A 2,397-nucleotide genomic window follows, 5' to 3' on the forward strand; every position below is an offset into this window, starting at 1 on the left:
GGCGGGGATCAGGCTTAGGCCCGGTATCCGGATCAGGACGGGCTTGTCGACATCCAGGTTGAAATAGCATTCCAGCTTGAAGCCCGAAGCGGACAGGTCGGATATTTGCGCTTTCAGATTTCTGGTATCGGCTTGCTTGACCTCTACGTTGAACGCGATTGCCGTCCGCCAGTGACTTCTGGCATCCTCCAGCTTTGGCGGTCTGCTAGCCTGCGCGCCGGGACCGGGTTTTTCCATGATAGGTTCCTGCATCTCTTTTGCGTCAAAATTTCGTCGGGCCTGCATCGCCCAGTCATCAACTCATGCTAATGGCCCGTTTACTAAGCCATTTGGGTTAATACAGAATAAAAATATGGGCAGAAAATGGCGCTATATTGCGGTTCGCTTTAACAGGACCCTCTGCTCGCCGCAGCCAGACCGGATTTTTTGCGCTTCGGATTTTTCCGCTGCCGATTTTTCCGCCTCAGGGGATCTGAGCCGCGCGACCCTCTTCTGATCTGCCGCCGACAGCAGCAACAGAGTGCCCGGTAAAGCCCCGCTGCTAGCCCGCGACCAGCACCACATAGATGCTCTCGACCCAGCCGCTCGCGCACGGGCCGTCATAATTGCGCTTGGCGCGGACCGGAGAGGAGACGCCACAATTGCCGGGGCTGCGGGTCGGGGCCGCGCCTTCTTCCGCCGCAGGGGCCTTGTCATAGACGATGCCGAACCATTGCTGGTCGTGGCTGCGGGTGCAGATATAGACCCGCTGGCCGGCGGGGATGCTGTCCTTCCTAGCGGCGGCGTCAAACGGGGCGCTCAGCACCGGCAGCGCGCCGCTGTCATGGCGGCCGACTTGACCGACCGACTGGCAGGCAGCGAAGCGGGGTCCACCTTCGCCGATGAGCACCGGCTTGGCCGACGGATCGCTTTCGACCCGCTCGGCGCGGCCGGTCGGATTGTCGAGATAGTCGCTGCTTGCGGGCAGGTCATCGCTGACCTCGGTGGATTCGGAGCAAGCGGTGGTGGCCAGGCTTAACAGGGAAGCGGCGAGCAGGATTCTGATCATGGCCGGAGGTTTAGCCCAAAAGCGGGGTCCAAGGGAAGCAGCGAATGACAAGGGCGGCGCCGAGCCCGTTGAAGCGCGGCTATATGTCGTCCGGGCCGAGGCTGCCGAAGATCATTCCACTCCCGTTCGAACTGAGCCTGTCGAAGCATCTTTGCCTGTTCGAACGTCCTTCGACAAGCTCCGGACGAGCGGCGGTTGGTCGGGCTTTGACAAGCTCAGCACGAACGGACGGACGCACAAAGCCTCACAACACGATCTGGGTCTGCGTGACCACTGCCACCAGCGTCCCGTCCTCGAGAGTGATTTTCGTCTGCCAGACCGATTGCCGCCGGCCGACCTTGAACGGCGTCGCCTCGCCATAGACGATGGCCCCTTCCGGCGCCGCGCTCAGGAAATTGGTCTTGCTCTCTGAGGTGGTGGTGCCGTTCGATCCCTCGGGCAGATTGGCAAAGCCGCCAAAGGCGCCGAGCACATCGGCAAAAGTCATCACCGCGCCGCCATGGATGCTGGGACTGCCGCGGCCATTGCCGGCGGTGCAGATCTCCGGCCGCACCAGCATCTCGCCGCACACCCGGTCCTTGTCCATCGCGGTGATGGTGATGCCCATGGTCTTGGCGAAGGGGACAATATCGGCGGGATTGGTCATGGGAAGGGTCCTTTTCTGACTTGATTCACGCGAAGGCGCGAAGCAGCGAAGTCGGTATGCCTGTTGACGATGCGCTTGCATCCCATCTTGAAAGTCGGCGCACCGAAATTCATCAACAAGCCCAGCGGCAGATCCATCAGTCGAAGATAGGTGAGCACCTGCTTGGCATGTACCGCCATATGCCTTTCGGTCGATTTCAGTTCAATCAGCAATTTGTCTTCGACCAACAAATCAGCGCGAAATCCCTCCTCCAGCACAACACCCTGATATCTGATCTTGATCGGCTTCTGTCGATCAACTTTCAGGTTCAGGTCACGCAGTGACTTGGCGAGAAGCGCCTCATAAACGCTCTCCAGCAGGCCCGGACCGAGATTGACATGCAGCTTGTAACCGCATTCTACAGCTATCGCTGACAACCGTTCAGGCGCATTGTCCATGGCATATTCTTCGCATTCTTCGCGCCTTCGCGCGAGAAAATATTGCGCCTTGTCCTAATATGTTAAACCACTGATATATATATCTATTATTATCACAAAATCCGACATTTTGCTTGGGTTTGCCGGCCCCAGCGGCTATGGTCCCGGCATGAATGACATTAGTGAAAACAGTAAAGCGGAAGAAGCCTCCAATTCTTCCAACCAGAACGAATATGGCGCAGATTCGATCAAGGTTCTCAAGGGCTTGGACGCGGTCCGCAAGCGGC

Annotated in this window: 4 protein-coding genes; all 4 read right to left on the minus strand. The window is 58.4% G+C overall.

Features of this window, described 5'->3' with window-relative positions:
- The coding region (locus ACEW8J_RS13885) for a PilZ domain-containing protein (protein ID WP_373492240.1) at positions 1-237 on the minus strand (237 nt) is incomplete at its 3' end.
- 304 nt (positions 238-541) lie between these two features.
- On the minus strand, positions 542-1,048 hold the full coding sequence (locus ACEW8J_RS13890; RefSeq protein WP_373492241.1) for a hypothetical protein: 507 nt from the start codon (positions 1,046-1,048) through the stop codon (positions 542-544).
- A gap of 244 nt (positions 1,049-1,292) precedes the next feature.
- Positions 1,293-1,694 carry a PaaI family thioesterase gene (locus ACEW8J_RS13895; RefSeq protein WP_373492242.1) on the minus strand — a complete coding sequence of 134 codons (402 nt, stop codon included), beginning with the start codon at positions 1,692-1,694 and terminating at the stop codon, positions 1,293-1,295.
- Positions 1,691-2,131, minus strand: coding sequence for a GxxExxY protein (locus ACEW8J_RS13900; protein ID WP_373492243.1), 441 nt, complete (start codon positions 2,129-2,131; stop codon positions 1,691-1,693). The genes ACEW8J_RS13895 and ACEW8J_RS13900 overlap by 4 nt, the downstream gene beginning before the upstream one ends.
- Between the last annotated feature and the right edge of the window lie 266 nt (positions 2,132-2,397).

The sequence above is a fragment of the Parasphingorhabdus sp. genome (genome assembly GCF_041748495.1).
Taxonomy (GTDB): domain Bacteria; phylum Pseudomonadota; class Alphaproteobacteria; order Sphingomonadales; family Sphingomonadaceae; genus Parasphingorhabdus.

Coding starts and splice junctions, on each gene's coding strand:
- ACEW8J_RS13890 (WP_373492241.1), bottom strand. CDS start 1,048: ATGATCAGAATCCTGCTCGCCGCTTCCCTGTTAAGCCTGGCCACCACC.
- ACEW8J_RS13895 (WP_373492242.1), bottom strand. CDS start 1,694: ATGACCAATCCCGCCGATATTGTCCCCTTCGCCAAGACCATGGGCATC.
- ACEW8J_RS13900 (WP_373492243.1), bottom strand. CDS start 2,131: ATGGACAATGCGCCTGAACGGTTGTCAGCGATAGCTGTAGAATGCGGT.